The organism is Planococcus sp. MB-3u-03 (assembly GCF_002833405.1).
Taxonomy (GTDB): domain Bacteria; phylum Bacillota; class Bacilli; order Bacillales_A; family Planococcaceae; genus Planococcus.
This window is the reverse complement of record NZ_CP025135.1, coordinates 185,889-201,693: the sequence shown is the minus strand read 5'-3', so window position 1 is coordinate 201,693 and position 15,805 is coordinate 185,889. Positions and strand designations below refer to the sequence as shown.

General features: G+C 49.1%; 18 protein-coding genes. 6 read left to right on the top strand and 12 right to left on the bottom strand.

The features are described from left to right. Window positions 1-125: 125 nt before the first annotated feature. The 7 genes from CW734_RS02270 to CW734_RS02245 form a co-directional block, all read right to left on the bottom strand. Window positions 126-302: a YjfB family protein gene (locus tag CW734_RS02270; RefSeq protein WP_101189244.1), complete on the bottom strand. Its 177-nt coding sequence runs from the start codon at window positions 300-302 to the stop codon at window positions 126-128. A gap of 56 nt (window positions 303-358) precedes the next feature. Then, window positions 359-520 (bottom strand): hypothetical protein, encoded by a 162-nt coding sequence (locus tag CW734_RS18185; RefSeq protein WP_157824110.1) that lies wholly within the window; start codon window positions 518-520, stop codon window positions 359-361. A gap of 71 nt (window positions 521-591) precedes the next feature. Further along, window positions 592-1,449: a flagellin N-terminal helical domain-containing protein gene (locus CW734_RS02265; protein WP_101189243.1), complete on the bottom strand. Its 858-nt coding sequence runs from the start codon at window positions 1,447-1,449 to the stop codon at window positions 592-594. Window positions 1,450-1,667: 218 nt separating this feature from the next. Next, window positions 1,668-1,889: a carbon storage regulator CsrA gene (gene csrA / locus CW734_RS02260; protein ID WP_058382099.1), complete on the bottom strand. Its 222-nt coding sequence runs from the start codon at window positions 1,887-1,889 to the stop codon at window positions 1,668-1,670. Between the two features lie 3 nt (window positions 1,890-1,892). Next, entirely contained in the window at window positions 1,893-2,342 is a 450-nt protein-coding gene (gene fliW / locus CW734_RS02255; RefSeq protein WP_232787136.1) for a flagellar assembly protein FliW, read from the bottom strand. Between the two features lie 211 nt (window positions 2,343-2,553). Further along, window positions 2,554-3,384 (bottom strand): STAS domain-containing protein, encoded by an 831-nt coding sequence (locus CW734_RS02250; RefSeq protein WP_101192106.1) that lies wholly within the window; start codon window positions 3,382-3,384, stop codon window positions 2,554-2,556. Between the two features lie 143 nt (window positions 3,385-3,527). Further along, complete coding sequence (locus tag CW734_RS02245) at window positions 3,528-3,989, bottom strand: DinB family protein (RefSeq protein WP_101189241.1); 462 nt, start codon at window positions 3,987-3,989, stop codon at window positions 3,528-3,530. A 217-nt stretch (window positions 3,990-4,206) separates the two neighbouring features. Here CW734_RS02245 and CW734_RS02240 point away from each other — a divergent pair, with 217 nt between their 5' ends. Next, complete coding sequence (locus CW734_RS02240) at window positions 4,207-5,208, top strand: EAL domain-containing protein (RefSeq protein ID WP_101189240.1); 1,002 nt, start codon at window positions 4,207-4,209, stop codon at window positions 5,206-5,208. Window positions 5,209-5,304: 96 nt separating this feature from the next. On the opposite strand, the gene CW734_RS02235 is transcribed toward CW734_RS02240, so the two are convergent. The 3 genes from CW734_RS02235 to CW734_RS02225 are packed head-to-tail and all read right to left on the bottom strand — an operon-like array spanning window position 5,305 to window position 6,651. Further along, window positions 5,305-5,673 (bottom strand): iron chaperone, encoded by a 369-nt coding sequence (locus CW734_RS02235; RefSeq protein ID WP_101189239.1) that lies wholly within the window; start codon window positions 5,671-5,673, stop codon window positions 5,305-5,307. 32 nt (window positions 5,674-5,705) lie between these two features. Continuing rightward, window positions 5,706-6,152, bottom strand: coding sequence for a PaaI family thioesterase (locus CW734_RS02230; RefSeq protein WP_101189238.1), 447 nt, complete (start codon window positions 6,150-6,152; stop codon window positions 5,706-5,708). Further along, on the bottom strand, window positions 6,133-6,651 hold the full coding sequence (locus CW734_RS02225) for an HIT family protein (protein ID WP_101189237.1): 519 nt from the start codon (window positions 6,649-6,651) through the stop codon (window positions 6,133-6,135). Before CW734_RS02225 ends, CW734_RS02230 begins: the two co-directional genes overlap by 20 nt. Window positions 6,652-6,796: 145 nt before the next feature. Between CW734_RS02225 and CW734_RS02220 the strand changes: the two genes are divergently transcribed. The 4 genes from CW734_RS02220 (at window position 6,797) to CW734_RS02200 (ending at window position 10,851) form a co-directional block, all read left to right on the top strand. Further along, window positions 6,797-7,471, top strand: coding sequence for a response regulator transcription factor (locus CW734_RS02220; protein WP_101189236.1), 675 nt, complete (start codon window positions 6,797-6,799; stop codon window positions 7,469-7,471). Continuing rightward, window positions 7,468-8,871: a sensor histidine kinase gene (locus CW734_RS02215; protein WP_101189235.1), complete on the top strand. Its 1,404-nt coding sequence runs from the start codon at window positions 7,468-7,470 to the stop codon at window positions 8,869-8,871. Before CW734_RS02220 ends, CW734_RS02215 begins: the two co-directional genes overlap by 4 nt. Window positions 8,872-9,142: 271 nt before the next feature. Continuing rightward, window positions 9,143-10,177, top strand: a complete 1,035-nt coding sequence (locus CW734_RS02205) for an ABC transporter permease (protein WP_101189233.1) — start codon at window positions 9,143-9,145, stop codon at window positions 10,175-10,177. A 2-nt stretch (window positions 10,178-10,179) separates the two neighbouring features. Then, on the top strand, window positions 10,180-10,851 hold the full coding sequence (locus CW734_RS02200) for an ABC transporter ATP-binding protein (protein ID WP_101189232.1): 672 nt from the start codon (window positions 10,180-10,182) through the stop codon (window positions 10,849-10,851). Window positions 10,852-11,231: 380 nt separating this feature from the next. Here the strand turns inward: CW734_RS02200 and abc-f are convergent, their stop codons facing one another. Further along, complete coding sequence (abc-f, locus tag CW734_RS02195) at window positions 11,232-12,872, bottom strand: ribosomal protection-like ABC-F family protein (RefSeq protein ID WP_101189231.1); 1,641 nt, start codon at window positions 12,870-12,872, stop codon at window positions 11,232-11,234. A gap of 281 nt (window positions 12,873-13,153) precedes the next feature. Beyond that, window positions 13,154-13,915 carry a TerC family protein gene (locus CW734_RS02190; RefSeq protein ID WP_101189230.1) on the bottom strand — a complete coding sequence of 254 codons (762 nt, stop codon included), beginning with the start codon at window positions 13,913-13,915 and terminating at the stop codon, window positions 13,154-13,156. 560 nt (window positions 13,916-14,475) lie between these two features. Here CW734_RS02190 and CW734_RS02185 point away from each other — a divergent pair. Continuing rightward, window positions 14,476-15,798, top strand: coding sequence for a hemolysin family protein (locus CW734_RS02185; protein WP_101189229.1), 1,323 nt, complete (start codon window positions 14,476-14,478; stop codon window positions 15,796-15,798). The last annotated feature ends 7 nt before the right edge of the window (window positions 15,799-15,805 follow it).

Genomic DNA, 15,805 nt, shown 5'->3' with positions numbered 1-15,805 from the left:
TTGGGGGTAAGCAGAAGTTAGGATTATTTTGTTTGGAATGAAAACTGTGACTTTTTACCGCTTTCCGCATAAAAAAGAAGCTTCACTATAGAAGCTTCCATTTTGAAAACAAATTTCCAGCTACCTTAGCCTTTTAAATCAATAGACCCGCCAATATGCGGCTGAACCGATTGTTCAAGCATCTTCACAACACTAGCGCTGTTTGTCTCAGCCTGATTCATCGCTTTCTTAGTTACTAAAACACTCGCTTCTTGCCGGACATTCATCTGGCTAAGCAACATCGATAAAGCTGCGATATCCATATAAGCACCTCACAGAATTATTTGAAGAAAGATTGTATCAATTTAACGGTTAAGTTTCAGTTCAATTTTAACTGCGCCTTCACAGTTTTTCCGCTGCCGCTTATATTCAAAGGCGTACTTACCGCATGATATGGAAAATCATGATTTAAATGGTGTTCAACCGTAATCTCAAACCATTCCCCTTCAATCTCCTTTTGATATCTTTCAATAATTTGCATGTTTGATTACCTCCAAACTATTCTTAATAAAAAAGGAGCCTAGAATCAGGCTCCTTTTCATATTGTTAAAATTAACGTAGCAATTGAAGAACTTGCTGCGGAGCTTGATTTGCTTGCGTTAGCATTGCTTGTGAAGCTTGTGCAAGAATCGAGTTCTTTGTTTGTTCCATCATTTCTTTTGCCATATCAACGTCGCGGATACGTGATTCCGCTGCTGTCAGGTTTTCAGCCGATGTGTTCAAGTTATTAGTTGCGTATTCTAAACGGTTTTGGTTTGCACCAATGTTAGAACGTTCAGCGGAAACTGCTTTAATTGCATCATTGATAGTTGTAATAGCTACTGTTGCCACTGCAGAAGTTGAAGAAATATCAATTGCTGCTGCCGCTTCAGTGTCGTCTGTAGCAATTGATAGACCAGTAGCTCCCGTCATGTCCGCAAAAGTAACAGTGATTTGTTGATCTTGGTTAGCTCCGACCTGGAAAGTAAAGTCACCATCTCCAGCTGGACCGCCTATACCAGTTAAGAGGTCTTGACCATTAAACTGGGTATCTTTAGCAATACGGTTGACGTCTTTTGCTAATTGATTGGCTTCATTTTGAATTGCTTCACGGTCTTCAGTAGTATTTGTATCATTCGATGCTTGTACTGCTAGCTCACGCATGCGTTGAAGAATATCATGAGTTTCGTTCAATGCGCCTTCTGCAGTTTGCAACATTGAAACTCCATCTTGAGCGTTACGTGATCCCTGTTCCAACCCACGAATCTGTCCGCGCATTTTCTCAGAGATTGAAAGTCCAGCTGCATCATCTTTCGCGCTGTTGATGCGAAGACCTGAAGACAATTTCTCCATGCTGTTCATTTGTGCGCTTTGAGCTGAGCCCATTTGGCGGTGCGTGTTAAGTGCTGCGATGTTGTGATTGATAATCATTGTGTATTACCTCCGTGTAATGTTTTTTTGTTTTTTGCAAGCGTCCAAATCCGTTTGGACTGCCTTACACTCTATTTATCGGTAGGCGTTTTAAAATGTTTAGCTTTTTTGAAAAAAATTCTAAAAACTTTTTGAAATCGATTAATCTTAGTACGTGAACTTTAGAAATAAAGCAAAAAAAACCTGAAGCAAGCTCAATTTAGAGCCCGCTCCAGGTTTTATTTTTTCATTTTCAAGAAATCACTAATATCAATCACATTCGACACCGCGTTCTTGTTCTCTTCCTGAATCTCCAAATAAATCTCTTTCCGGTGGATCGGAATTTCCTTCGGTGCGGAAATCCCCAGTTTGATGAGGTCGCCTTCGATGGAAGTGACCGTGATTTCGATGTTGTCGTCGATGACGATTGATTCGCCGACTTTGCGTCCGAGTACGAGCATCGCTTACACCTGCCTTGCCGCTTGTTGGAACAGCGGATGTTTCACTTGGTAGTTCAAGTTGTTAAGGACGATCTGTTTGCCGAGTTGTTGTTTATTATTAATGACGACTGGTGCTTTTAAGTTCGCTGTCGCGTCCCCGATTTGTTTGTTCGGCGTGACCGTCACCAAGACGATCGCATCGGACGAGTCTTCCAGCTTCAATTGTCCGCTAAGAGCGTCATCCAACTTCACTTCATAGTCCGGCAAAAAAACGAACGGATCCGCCATGAAGAAGCTGATTGCCGTATGTTCCGTTGACTGGAGGAAAAAGAATGGCGAATCGCCTGATGGGTCTGCCGGAAGTAAGACGAATTTCGTCTCCTCTTCAAATCCCGGGATGCCGCGCTCGAATGTGAGCAAACGATTGTCTTCGAGTTCAAGTTCGCCGAATTGTTCGGTGTGAATTTTCATCATTAACTTCCTTCCCTAAAAAGCTTTCAGTTTGCGCAATGCCACGTCAAGGGACTTATAAACGCCCCCCCTTTATCTAGCAGTGTATCATTTGTTTGTTCATCCTTGGCGGTGAATTAATATCATCCATTTATAATTATCGGCTTTTAACCACTTATCTTTACAGGACGGCATAAAAAAACCGGACCCATTTGAGGCCCGGTTTCCTAATTTATTACGATTCGATTTTCTCCAAGCTTTCCAGTGCTTGCTTGACGGTCGCATAGGCATCCGCGGATGCTAATTGAATGCCCGAATGGACAATGGTTTGCACCAAGTCCGGACGCAGCCCTGCCACGACGACGTGGATACCCATCAAGCTGAGCGTGCTGCCGATATGATGGATCGCTTCTGCGGTCTGGTCGTCAATCTTCAAAACACCCGAGAAATCCGTGATGACATGATACACATCCATTTCCGCAATGTGCGGGATGACATTCGTCAAAATGTGGTTGACCCGGTAGCTATCGAGATAGCCGATCAAAGGCAAGACGACGACATCGTCCGCAACTGGAACGATCGGTGCTGACAGCGCAATCATCTCGCTTTGCATTTCCGCTTCGTATTTTTCCTGAAGTCGTTCAAACGCAAAGAAGGTTTCGTTCAGGCTGACATCGAGCAAGGTGTTGATGCGTTTGATGACCAGCGCATTCTCTTCCAGGCTGAGCCCTGATTTGACGCTCAGTTCCGTGAACAATTCCGCCATGACGACGCGCGTCGGTGGATAACGCACGACGATCTCCGAAATCTTGCCGCCGGAAGATACTTGCATTTCTGCATTTTGCTTGCTCCACTCGATGAGTGCATCCGGCACCTCAAGGTCGGCTTCATTGCCGATGGTCTCGCCGAGATAGCCAAGCAATTCTTCGTACATTTCCACCGCGCGTAAGTGTTCCTCTGCCGGGATGTCCTGGTCGATTTTCGCAAGCACCCGGTCCACTACTTGTTCAGCGAGCGTACGCGGGCTCGCTGTGATATATCCGCAAAACTCCGTAAATGAAGACATTCCGTCTGCCACCTTTTCTAATGAATTGCTTTCAGTATACCATTTTGTATAAGGGCCGGCACGCCGATATGACCACAGAAATGACAATGTCATACTCCTGTAACAAAGCCCCACCTGCAGTTTCAGGCGGGGCTTATGTCTAGTTATTGAATTTTGATCGTTTTGCGGATAGCGCTCATCGTTCCAAGATGAAGCGCATCATGGGAAATCATGAACGCCAAGACTTCCCCCAGCGTCTCCATTCCGAGAAATGGCTCGAGCAATTTGCTGTCGAGCTTGCCGGCAGTCACATGTTCGATTTGGTCGGGCTGGTCGCGCAGCACTTGCTTGAGTTCTTCTAATGACGGCACTTCGCCTTCCCAGTTTTGCGGGGATGTGCCGCTGGCGAATAATTCTTTATAGCGTTCCGGCAAAAACGGGGATGTGCCGAGTGATTTCGAGACGAAACTATCGATTCCCGTGGCCAGATGCCCCGCATTCCAACGAATCGAGTTGCGGAACGGCGTCGGCATTTGGTCCGCTTCCTCTTCACTCATCTTATCCAGCAGCTTGATGATCATGCCACGCCAGGTTTTCCAGTGCCGAAACATTATTTCTTCGTTCATCCTATCGCCTCCCGAAAAGTTAATAGTCCCATTTTAGCGTTTTCATAGGAAGCTAGGCAAAGCTTCCGACTTGCAGCAATAAAGTCATATCATAAAGCTAACCATTTTTGGTATATACTTTGCCTTTTATGCCTTAAAAGCTAATCTTGTAAATACTTCTTGTGAATTAAGTCACATCCGATATACTTTAATTACCACAAATTTAAGGGGAGCATGTTTGAACTGCAATAATTGTTCTGTCTCGATACTGACATTTGATATTCGCCTAAGCGGTGAATTAAACCATTCCATTATTCCCATTGCCATAAATCATCTAGAGCGCCAAGGCTTGGACGTCTCTTTGAAAGACAGCCGGCTGCGTATGGGCGAGTTCGGCGCACGCGAATTTTTGAGTTTTTGCGAAGACTTGCTGGAAACTGAGTTGGCTGAATTCCGCATCAACCAGGAGAGTTACCAGCCGATCACCGATATGCACCAAGTATTCGATATGGAGTGGATCGATGAAGTCATCCAGAATGAACGCATCGTATCCCATTTCCAGCCGATCGTCGACCAAGACCGCAATGTCTTCGCCTATGAAATGCTCGCACGGTTCCACGACGCTGACGGCCAGGTCATTTATCCGAATACGATCTTCCCTGCGGCGAAAAGCCGTGGCCGCTTGTACGCGCTTGACCGCGTCTGCCGGATGACCGCTGTTCGGGCGGCTGGCCAATTGTCCGGTGAAAAAGCATTTATTAATTTCATTCCGACGTCGATTTACTCGCCGGAATTTTGCCTGCGTTCGACCATCGACCTCGCCCACCAAACAGGCGTCGACCCGAACCAATTGGTGTTCGAAGTTGTCGAATCCGAGAAAGTCGATGACCTCGAACATTTGAAGCGCATCCTTGGCTATTACAAATCGAGAGGCTTCCAATATGCACTCGATGATGTCGGCGAAGGCTATAGCACCGCCGAAGTGCTCGGCGAATTAAAGCCGCATTTCATGAAACTCGATATGAAATACGTGTTTGGCGTTTCTCAAGACGTTGAAAAGCAGCAAGTGGCACAAAGCTTCCTTGAAAAAGCCCAGGCAGTCGGCTCGACGCCGCTTGCAGAAGGCATCGAAACCGAAGAAGATTTCCTATGGCTGAAAGCACAAGGCTACGAATTATTCCAAGGCTATTATTTTGGCAAGCCGGCAGCAGCACCGCTTGCCGTCAATACGGCTTCATAACAAAAGGAAGAGACCGCGGTCTCTTCCTTTTTTCATTGCATTAAATCGGATCATGAGAAGGAAACCCCAAACCCTCTCGTTACGAAATAGTTTCATTTACCGCCAAAACTTCTCATAACCCGCTTTGTCTTCAATATTGAATTCGATCAATTTGCCAAGCAATGCGTAATCGACGGGCCGGTTCCAGCTCATGCGGATCAATTGCTTCGTGATCGAATGGCCGCCTGCTTCAATGTCCTCCTCAAAGCGGTCGATCGCTGCTTTTTCAGGCGCCACCGCCATGTGTTTTTTCGCGGTGCTGAACGCGATGATAAAGGTGCCGTGATCGGTGAACATCGGTTGATTCCACGCAACCCGCGGGGCGAGCTGAGGATAGGTTGCCATGACCCATTTCAATACTTCTTCGATCCGGTCGCGGTGATCCGTGTCGTCAATCTGCGCCAAGTACTCTGTAATTTCATTCATATCATTTGCCTCCTTAGAATAACAGCTTTCCATTACTCCGTTTCCACGAAATACTGGTCTTTCCGGTACGCTACCCCGTCAACCGTCGCGATGATCTCGTCTCCGCGCAGCACGTCGACGCGGTAGAAGCCGACGCGGAAATTGCGCTTGGTCTCGATTGCGCGCGCCGTCAGCAGGTCTCCCGGTTTTGCTGCTTGGATGAACTGGGCATTGGTCGACAAACCGACCGACGCTTTGCCGTGCGCATTGCTCGCAACCGACATGACGTGGTCAGCGAGTGCATAAATGACCGCACCGTGTGCAGTTCCGTACGCATTGACCATATGATCTTGCACGACTAGCTCCGCCTCGGCCAGCGTCTCTTCGAATTTCGTCAAGCGGATGCCGAGCGACTGGGCATACGGGTCGCTCGCCACTTTGTCGCGGATTTCTGCGTAATATTGTTGATGGAGCGCTTGTTCATCGATTCGTTTTGGCATAACCGTCCCCTCCGTCTTCGCTGCACATTATTTCCCCGGGAAATCCCGAGAGCTGCTTTTCAATAGCCGCCGCCAAGTTTATGCGCGTATCGGCCAGTCGGTTCTTCAACGCTTCGTTGTCCCACTCATCTCCTGTATAAAAACTCGCGAACGGCTGATTTTTCTCTCTTGGCACGATATGCAAATGAAAATGCGTCAATTCATCAGGCCCGCCGCCGTTTTGCGTCTGCGTGATGCCAAAAGGCGTGTAAAGTTCCCGGATGGCCCGGCTCATCAGTTGTGAAGCCTTTAAAATAGCAAGTGCTGTCTCATCGTCCATATCGTCAATAAAACGGTAATGGGCTTTCGGCAAAATGAGCACATGCCCTTCGTTGAACGGATCGTGGTCCAAAAAACACGCGACCCACTCGTTTTCATACACCATGTACACCGGCAGCTCGCCGTTTGCCAGCTTGCAGCCTAAACAATCTTGTTCTTTATGACGTAAAATCTCGCTCATCGCCCACGCCCCATATTCCCATGCAGCACAATCGTTGATGCTACAGTTGTTTTCTTTCTATTATACAAGCCAATTTCATCCATGAAAGGAAAATCTAACGTCTTTTCACGCTATGTCCTATACTAATAGGCAAGGAGGGTTTTACATGATTCGTATACTCGCAGTAGACGACGATTTACATATGCTCCAGTTTGTCGCTGGGGAGCTCCGGCAACACGGCTACGAAGTGATATCCGCCGAAAACGGTGAAGAGGCACTGGCGCGTCTGGAACAGCAGACGGCAGACCTCGCGATTGTCGATGTCATGATGCCCGGAATCGACGGGTTCGAATTAACCGAACGCCTACGCACAGACTTTGAGATCCCGGTCATTTTACTGACGGCGCGCCACCATATCGAAGACAAAGAACGCGGCTTTCTCGCCGGATCCGATGATTATTTGGTCAAACCGTTTGAATCCAAGGAATTGTTGTTCCGTGTCAAAGCCATCTTGCGCCGCTACGACCACCCCGAAAACAATACCCTTACGATAGGGTCGTTGACCATTGACTTAAAAAGCTATGAACTGCGTTCGCCAAACGGCTTGTCGTTCATTCCATTAAAAGAATTTGAACTGCTCGCCTTGCTCGCCTCCAAACCGCGCCATGTGTTTACGCGAGACGCCATCATTGAAAGCGTGTGGGGGCTCGATTTCCAAGGGGACGAACAGACCATCAACGTCCACATCAAACGGCTGCGCACGAGGCTTGAGTCATTCGCACCGGATGTCAAGATCGTCACGGTGCGCGGCGTCGGCTATAAACTGGAGGCCGACTCATGAGCTTGTACGTCAAATTTATCTGGTTCACGTTCCTGACCATGCTCATCAGCAGCGCCATTTCGTTTTTCGCGATGAACACGCTGTATCACCAATTTTTGAAAGAAGACAATAACGATAAAAACCTGGCGATCGCCGAATCGTTTGCCGGCCATTTGAATAGCCTGTCGCCTGGACAAGTAGAAAGCACACTCGAAGTGCTCGGCGACGCCGGCTATCAATTGTATTTGACCGATGGTAGCGATATCTCACGCTTCGGCGGTGAATTCCGTGATGAAACGATCGCCCAAGAAGACGTGGAGCGTGTGCTCGGCGGAGATATTTTTAACGGCATCCGTGATTTTCCGCGCCAAACTTTCGTCACCGGCTTTTTCGCCAATGAACTGCAAAATTCCATCGGCGTCCCGTTGACGCTCGGCGGCGAACCTTACGCTTTATTCCTGCGCCCCGACATCGAGCTATTGTTCCAGGAACTCCATCTGTTGTTCGGCGGCTTGGCTGTAGGGATTGTATTGCTGAGTTTTCTTGGCATGCTGTTAATTGCGCGCTTGTTGATTCAGCCGATTACGAAATTGACCGAAGCGACCGAGAAAATGGCGACAGAAACCTTCGACGTGCCGCTCACAATCGACAGAAAAGACGAAATTGGGCGTCTAGCCGACCAGTTCCGGTTGATGCGTACGCGCATTGAACAATCGACCGTCAAGCGCAAGGAATTCGTCCATAACGTCTCCCACGACATCCAGTCGCCGCTCCATACGATTCAAAGCTACCTCGGCTTGTTAGAAAAACCAGGCATTAGCGATTCCGACAAGCAGCACTACGCGGACATCATCCGCGAAGAGACGGCGCGGCTATCGCTGTTGACGACGCAATTATTGACCTTGGCATCGGTCGACAAGGAAACCCCTGAAGCGCTCGAGACCGTTGCACTTCACGAGCAATTGCACGCCACACTCAGCCATTTGCGCTATGCGTTCGACGACAAAGAACTCGCGCTGTCCGCACAGCTCACCCCAGCCTATACGCTAGGCAATGCGGTGCTGCTTCAAACCGTCTGGGAAAACTTGTTGACCAACGCGGTGAAATACAGCGAACAAGGCGGCGCGGTCGATGTAACGCTTACGCGAAGTGAGGGCTACGTACATGTGACGGTGCGCGATCACGGCATCGGCATGACAGAAGACGAAACGATGCACGCTTTCGACCGTTTTTACCGCGCTGACCAAGCCCGCACCCGCGGTCAAAAAGGCTCCGGACTTGGACTATCGATCGCCAAGGAAATCATCGAGCTCCACGGCGGCCAGATCGAACTCGACAGCGCGCCAGATGCTGGCACAATCGTCACGGTCACTTTGCCGGTTTCACTGAACAAGCCAGTTATTGTCGAAAAATCAAATTAACTGTCCCAGTGTTTGGAGAAGTGTTCGCTCGACTACTACGGGATCAGCGGGTTTGAGAGACCCCGCAGGAACGAAGTGACGAGGAGGCTCGATTCCCGCCCCGAGGAAAGCGAGCGTTAAGCTTTGGAAAACACGGTTCTCAATGTTAGTTGAAAGTTTCCACCCCTCCACAACCGGAGGGCTTTTTTTATTCCAAACTGTCAACGCCCGTTCACCTTCCATTCACCTTGCCTCTGTAAACTGAAGCTATACCAAAACGGAGGCGAACAACGTGAATTTAGCATGGAAAGAAATGAAAAAAAGCAAAATGAAATTCGTGATTCTCGGATCGATCGTCTTTTTGATCAGCTTATTGACCTTCATCATCTCAGGGCTCGCGAACGGCTTGTCACAAGACAACGCCGCCTTGATCAAGAATTTACCGGACGGAACGATCTATATGGAAACGGCAGCGGAAGAAACCCACGCCTTGTCCGCGATCGACACAGAAACCCAGCAATCTGCCTTGTCGGAAAACGACGGCGCGTTTGCATTTTCCATCCAGATGGGCTTTTTATTAAATGAACAAGACGAACAGCAAAGCGTCGCCTTCGCCACGTCGACCGGCTCGACTGAATTCCCTGATGTCGCAAAAGGCGAGATCGTTCTCGACCGCTCGCTCGAAGAAGACGGTATCAAGCAAGGCGACATCTTCGCCAACAGCCAGTTGGATGGGGAATTTACCGTTGCGGGCTTTACCGACGGCGCGAAATACAGTCACGCCGCTGTCGCTTTTATCCATTCGAATGACTTCGCAGATATGTACCGGACAGGCGAACTGCAAATGCTATTCGTCCCAGAGACGGCAGAACCCGGCGCAATCGCCGGCTTGCAAAGCTTCTCGATTGAAGAATTTCTCAACACTTTGCCGAGCTATAGCGCTGAGCAATTATCATTGTCGATGATTGTTTGGTTTTTAGTGGTCATCAGCGGCATGCTGTTCGCGATTTTCTTCTATATGATGAACATCCAGAAGCTCGGGCTGTACGGCATCTTAAAAGCGATCGGCGTGAAGACCGGTGCATTGTTCCGCATGATCTGGACACAGATGCTCGTCATTACCGCGATCGCGCTCATCTTATCGATTGCCGTCAGCCAATTGTTCGCGACCCTGGCACCAGGCGACATGCCGTTCTACTTGCCGATCACCGTCACACTTCAATTATCGGCGGTATTCTTTGCCATCGGATTTGCCGGGGCCACTTTGTCCGGCATTCAGATCCGCAAAGCCAAGCCGCTTCAAGCCATTCAACAAGGAGAAGGATAAGCATGATTTTCACAACACAAGACATCCGAAAGAACTTCCAAACCGGTGAGGTAGCAGAAGAAATTTTAAAAGGGATCGACCTGTCACTGACGGAAGGGGAAATCACCGCACTCGTCGGCGCATCGGGTTCCGGCAAAAGCACGCTTTTGACGATCGCGGCGGGGCTTCAGTCCGCTTCTGGCGGCGAGATTCATTTTGACGGCGAGGAATTGACCGCCATGAACCAGGAACAGATTCGCCAAATCCGCGCGGAATCGTTCGGCTTTGTATTTCAATCCTCTCACCTCGTGCCATTTCTCACGGCCGAAGAACAATTGCTGCTCATGCTCGAGACAGCAGGCTCCCCGCTTTCGAAAAAACAACGCCGCGATGAAGCCGACAAAATGCTCCATTCAGTCGGCATGGCCCACCGGAAAACCGCCTATCCTGCCTCGCTGTCCGGCGGCGAAAAGCAGCGCATCGCCATCGCCAGGGCCATCGTCCACCAGCCCAAGCTATTGTTTGCGGATGAACCGACGGCAAGTTTGGACTCCACCAAATCGCACGAAGTGATGGAATTGCTTCAGAAACTGACGAAAACATTGAACATCGCCACCTTGATGGTCACTCACGAAGAAGATTTGCTCGCTTACGCGGACCGCGTCATCACCATGAAAGACGGCCGCTTAGCATAAAGAAAAGAGACGGCTGCGGCCGTCTCTTTAGAATATTGAAGAAGTCTATGGTCTGCTATGAATCGAAAAGCTGCTTACCTTTCCTACTATTAAACTTCAATGAACTATCTCAGTATTTGGAGAAGCGTTCGCTCGTAACCCCTTCTGCTCAATAATGCTGCGCATTACTTTCGCAAAGATAAGGTCTCCCGTAGGTCGACCTAATCTTTCCAGTGGATTAGCGAGACGACCGAGACCCCGCAAGGCGCAAAGCGACTGAGGAGGCTTGGGCGCGAGCCCACGGAAAGCGAGCGATAAGCTTCGGAAAATACGATTTCTTATCTTTCTCGACAAACTGAAAAAAGAGACGGCCTGAGCCGTCTCTTTTTCGTTATCATGCTCTACTCCAGTTCCTTCAATTGCTTCGTCAGTTCCATAAAACGCCGATCCAGTTCTGCGTAGTCCTTGTCTTTCGGCTGCATGAAGCTGAGCTTACCGAGCACGGCCTGGCGCTCCGTTTCAAGTTTCAACCGGAGTTCACCGGTGCTTCCGAGCGCTTCTTTTTGCGGCGCTTCTCCGAGCTGCTTGCGAATCGTTCCGTCTTCAAACACCAGTTTGCAAGACGTCGCCTTGTCGAGCAAATAGCGGTCATGCGACACGACCAGAAGCGTCCCGCGGTAGTCCGCCAAGGTCGATTCCAATTGTTCGCGCGACGGCAAATCCAAATGATTGGTCGGCTCATCAAGCAGTAAGGCGTCTTTGTCCTCCAAGATGAATTTCATCAATTTGCATTTGACCCGCTCACCCATGCTCATTTCACGGATCGGCTCCAGCCATTGCTCTTTACGGAAGCCTAAATGCTTCAATAAGTTTTGCACACGCCCCCGCTCTTTGAACGTGAATTGCTCAAATAATTCGGCAGGCGTCCGGTCGAGCGGCAAATCAAAGACATCTTGCGTCAAATAGCCGATAGAAGCGGAAGGCGATAGCCATAGCTCCCCATCGCTCACTGGCTCTTCGCCCGCCAGCATTTTCAAAAATGTCGTCTTGCCGCTGCCGTTTGCGCCGACGACGGCGATTTTCTCCCCGTGCTGGACCGTAAACGAAGCGTTCTTGAATAATGGCATGTCGCCAAACGATTTACCTAGCTTCTTCACTTCCAAAAAGCGTTTGCCGGCTTTCGGATTGGCGCGGAAGGCAAAGTCCACCTCGTATGCCGGTTCGACAGCGTCGACCGCTGCCTTCGCCAATTCCTTCTCCAGCCGCTTCTGTTTTGATTTCACTTGCGCGTCCATGCTTTTGGCTTTGACCCGATAATATTCCTTATAGCCTTCCTGCTTGGTGGAATTGGCATGCGCCGATTCAGACCACGAGGAAAGCTGCTTCATCTGGGTTTCGATCCGGTCGATGCGTTTTTGTTGTATGTCATAGGCATGCTGCTGGCTTATACGCTTACGTTCGCGGAATTCCATATAATCGCTGTAATTGCCGTTATGGCTGTGGATCTTCCCGTTTTCGATCGACCAAATCTTCGTCGCGATTTGATCGAGGAAATAACGATCGTGAGACACGATGGTGATGGCACCCGGATAAGCGTTTAATTCGCGCAGCAGATGCGCCGTGCCTTGTGCGTCCAAATGATTGGTCGGCTCATCCAATAACAAGAGATCCGCTGTCTGAGCCAAACCTTTCGCAAGCCTCGCCTTTAGTTTTTCGCCCCCGCTCAATTGAGCGAAATCGCGGAGTGGGACTTTCCATCTGTTCAATAGCGTTTGTTCCGCTGCCGTCACGTCTTCAAAAGCGTACTCCGGCAATTCCTGTTCGACTGCCTGCACGCTCATACCCGGCGCGCCTTGAATCAGCTGTCCACTGGGCGGTTCGATTTCACCAGCGATCAGCCGCAAGAGAGTTGTTTTCCCGGCACCGTTTTTCCCGATGATGCCGATACGATCACCGCTCATGATGTTCGCAGTCACGTTCTCGAATAGTGGTTGTTGTTCGATTTCCACGGATACATTCAGTAATTTCATCAGTTCTGTCATGCAGAACCACCCCTTCTCGTTTTGACAGGGAGAATTAAAAAAATCCTCCCAAATCTAAATTTGGAAGGATTAGCCGGTACATTTGGGTGCGCCGAATAAACAGCAACACCTTATGGTTGAAATGGGCAGACTAATCCTATGTTTTTGCCTTCGAAAATAACTATTTCAAATGACTAAAAATATAGGTTAGTTACGCATTGTCCACCCATCAACTCGTTTCATTTCAGAATTGAATTGATTTTATCATGCAGGAACTTTGCTTGCAACCGGGCCAGCCGGGATTACGCAGCGCTTTGTTCACGCTTTTTCTTGACGCTGACAAGTGCACCGACTGCCACGATGGCAAGAAGGACGCCCCAGAAGATCAATTTCCATTCTGTCGAGTGGGCGAAATCGTACGGCAAGATACCGACGCCTTCGTGTCCAAGCGTCAAAACGGTCAATTTTACGCCGACCCAGCCGACGATGACGAACGCTGTCGTTTCGAGCTGCGGGTAATTCGCCAAGAGTTTAACGAATTTATGCGCCGCGAAACGCATGATGACAAGTCCGACCAAACCACCCGTTAACATGACGGCGAACTGGCCGCCGTTGATGCCCCCGACCTCCATCGAGCCGAGGTGCGGCAAGGTGATGGCAAGTGCCACCGCTGCAAGCATTGAATCAACCGCGAACGCGATGTCCGCAAGTTCTACTTTCAATACCGTCATCCAGAAGCCAGAACCTTTTGTCGCTTCCGGTTCGATGGTGTGTTCTTTGCCTTTTCGCTGATCGTAAATATGCTTAAACGCAATGAACAACAGATACGCTGCTCCCAAAGCCTGGATCTGCCAGACATCGACGAGCAAAGTGATCATGAATAATGCCGCGAAACGGAACACGAACGCCCCGAGTAACCCGTAGAACAATGCTTTCTTCTGTTGTGCTTTCGGCAAGTGCTTGACCATGACCGCCATGACGACGGCATTGTCCGCAGCAAGCAAACCTTCAAGTGCTACTAACACGAGCAGCACCCATAAATACTCCAATAAAATTGCTTCCAACTGAAAAACCTCCTTATTTTTGGCAACAAAAAAGACCTCTGCCTATAGAAGGCAAAGGTCTTGCTAAGCAAAATGATTTTGCTATCACAACCGATGGAACGGGTCCATGTAATGACGACTGTGAAATAGGTTTCCCCATAGCTACTCCCCTTTGACGTGATGTCAAGGTCTATTGAGTTGTTAAAAAAAGTATAGCACAAAAAAACAAAAAAGCTACTACATAATATCGCCAAATTTCGGGATTGTTTATCCATCATTCTTCTGAATAATTTGCAGATTCCTGTCATTAATATGGTATTATACTTCTTAATCACTGAAGGAGGGGAAACCATTGGGAAGGGACTAGCGAACATTCTTTACACATTCAAACGAATCATCCGCTTTAAACCGTTTTGCATGAACAGCTGCACCCGTGCGGACCGCCTCATTTCAACGAACGGAGTTCACCTGTCATCGTAAGCGGCCATTTCGACCAATATCAGACGTGCCGCGTGGGAAATTAAGTCCCAGGCCACGGCTGAATTATTTATGGAGGTGAATCCCTTTTTAGGGAATCTTACGTGGACATAATCACATTATTGAATTTAGCTTTGCTTGTACTATTGCTCGCTTTGACCGCCTTTTTCGTCGGCTCCGAATTTGCCGTCGTCAAAATCCGCATGTCGCGCTTGGACCAGTTGATTGCAGAAAGCAATAAAAAAGCCGTGCGTGCCAAAGAAGTCGCCGGCAATTTGGATTACTACCTCTCTGCCTGCCAGCTCGGCATCACCGTGACGGCACTTGGCCTCGGGGCACTCGGGAAACCGACCGTCGAACGGCTCATGTATCCGGTCTTCGACTTTTTCCAAGTGTCGGATTCGGTTGCATCCGCCGCTTCCTATGCTATCGCTTTTCTATTGGTGACGTATCTGCACGTCGTCCTCGGGGAAATGGCGCCGAAAACGCTCGCCATCGAATACGCAGAAAAAATGTCGCTGCTGTTGGCCCCTCCGCTGTATTGGTTCGGCCAAATCATGAAGCCATTCATTTGGGCATTGAACGGAGCCGCCCGCCTGTTGCTGAGAGTTTTCGGTGTCCAGCCAGGACATGAACAGGCGTATTCTGAAGACGAGCTGAGAATCATCATGGCGCAAAGCTATGAAGGCGGCGCCATCAATAAAAATGAATTGTCTTATATGGAAAATGTCTTCACATTCGATGAACGTTCGGCCAAAGACATCATGGTGCCGCGGACCGAGCTCGTAACACTCGACCTCGACATGCCGTCGCAAGAAATCATCGATGTGCTCGACGAACATAATTACACCCGCTATCCGGTCACGGAAGACGGCGACAAGGACCGGATTATCGGCTTTGTCAGCGCCAAGAAAATGCTGCCGCAAATTGTCGCAGGGCGTGATTGGAAGTTGCACGATTTTGTCCGCGAAGTGCCGACCGTTTTTGAGATGACGGATTTGCAAGGCGCTTTGCTGCGGATGCAAAATGCCCGTGTCCACCTCGCGATCGTCGCGGATGAATACGGCGGGACCGCCGGCATGCTTACGCTCGAAGACATTCTCGAAGAAATCGTCGGCGAGATTCGCGACGAATTCGATGAAGACGAAGAACCGGAAATCAAAAAAATCGAAGATCACCAGTACTTATTGAATGGCCGCGTGTTATTGAAAGAACTCGAAGAACGCTTCGGCATAAGTTTCGAAAATAGCGAGGACATCGACACGATCGGCGGCTGGATACATTACCGCACGACCGGAGAAATCCAAATCGGCGAACCGTTGACGTATGAAAATACGGAATGGACAGTCACCGATATGGACCACCAGCAGATCAAGCAAGTGCTGTTTAAGCAAAAACCGAAAAAATCAAAAGACCAAATCAACTAACTGGAGG

What these genes read in the sequence shown, in the direction of transcription:
- CW734_RS02230 (WP_101189238.1), bottom strand. Translation starts at nt 6,152, where the DNA reads ATGCCAAAACGAATCGATGAACAAGCGCTCCATCAACAATATTACGCA.
- CW734_RS02220 (WP_101189236.1), top strand. Translation starts at nt 6,797, where the DNA reads ATGATTCGTATACTCGCAGTAGACGACGATTTACATATGCTCCAGTTT.
- CW734_RS02235 (WP_101189239.1), bottom strand. Translation starts at nt 5,673, where the DNA reads ATGAATGAAATTACAGAGTACTTGGCGCAGATTGACGACACGGATCAC.
- csrA (WP_058382099.1), bottom strand. Translation starts at nt 1,889, where the DNA reads ATGCTCGTACTCGGACGCAAAGTCGGCGAATCAATCGTCATCGACGAC.
- CW734_RS02245 (WP_101189241.1), bottom strand. Translation starts at nt 3,989, where the DNA reads ATGAACGAAGAAATAATGTTTCGGCACTGGAAAACCTGGCGTGGCATG.
- abc-f (WP_101189231.1), bottom strand. Translation starts at nt 12,872, where the DNA reads ATGACAGAACTGATGAAATTACTGAATGTATCCGTGGAAATCGAACAA.
- CW734_RS02270 (WP_101189244.1), bottom strand. Translation starts at nt 302, where the DNA reads ATGGATATCGCAGCTTTATCGATGTTGCTTAGCCAGATGAATGTCCGG.
- CW734_RS02225 (WP_101189237.1), bottom strand. Translation starts at nt 6,651, where the DNA reads ATGAGCGAGATTTTACGTCATAAAGAACAAGATTGTTTAGGCTGCAAG.
- CW734_RS02265 (WP_101189243.1), bottom strand. Translation starts at nt 1,449, where the DNA reads ATGATTATCAATCACAACATCGCAGCACTTAACACGCACCGCCAAATG.
- CW734_RS02250 (WP_101192106.1), bottom strand. Translation starts at nt 3,384, where the DNA reads ATGTCTTCATTTACGGAGTTTTGCGGATATATCACAGCGAGCCCGCGT.
- CW734_RS18185 (WP_157824110.1), bottom strand. Translation starts at nt 520, where the DNA reads ATGCAAATTATTGAAAGATATCAAAAGGAGATTGAAGGGGAATGGTTT.
- CW734_RS02215 (WP_101189235.1), top strand. Translation starts at nt 7,468, where the DNA reads ATGAGCTTGTACGTCAAATTTATCTGGTTCACGTTCCTGACCATGCTC.
- fliW (WP_232787136.1), bottom strand. Translation starts at nt 2,342, where the DNA reads ATGATGAAAATTCACACCGAACAATTCGGCGAACTTGAACTCGAAGAC.
- CW734_RS02200 (WP_101189232.1), top strand. Translation starts at nt 10,180, where the DNA reads ATGATTTTCACAACACAAGACATCCGAAAGAACTTCCAAACCGGTGAG.